We start from the raw sequence: 413 nt of genomic DNA, 5'->3' as shown, positions 1-413 counted from the left end.
CCGATTAAGTTCACATATAAATAAAAAAAAATGAATGAGTTCATTATCGGTATTAAATGAGTAGTCAGATGGTTCTATCGGGTCGGAAAATAACCTAGTTGGTGCGAGCAATACTTTGCGGTTTGCAGTAAATTACGGGCAAAAAAAAGCCCAACTAAAGAGTCGGGCTAAAAGTCTTTTTGGAAACACACATAAACTAAAACACACGCTAGATACGACCGTGGTATATCCGATTAAGTTCACATATAAATAAAAAAAAATGAATGAGTTCATTATCGGTATTAAATGAGTAGTCAGATATTTCTATCGGGTCGGAAAACAACTTGGTTGGTGCGAGCAATACTTTGCGGCCGCCAGTAAATTCCGGGCAAAAAAAAGCCCAACTAAAGAGTCGGGCTAAAAGTTTTTCTAGG

1 protein-coding gene is annotated in these 413 nt (G+C 37.3%); it reads right to left on the bottom strand.

The window, feature by feature from the left end; translation table 11 throughout:
• Positions 1–208 precede the first annotated feature (208 nt).
• The coding region (locus tag GQS54_RS23100) for a hypothetical protein (protein ID WP_205967864.1) at positions 209–413 on the bottom strand (205 nt) is incomplete at its 5' end.

Source organism: Paraglaciecola sp. 20A4 (assembly GCF_011378905.1).
GTDB lineage: Bacteria > Pseudomonadota > Gammaproteobacteria > Enterobacterales > Alteromonadaceae > Paraglaciecola.
Note: the sequence above shows the minus strand (reverse complement) of the source record. Positions and strands in the feature narration are given on the sequence as shown.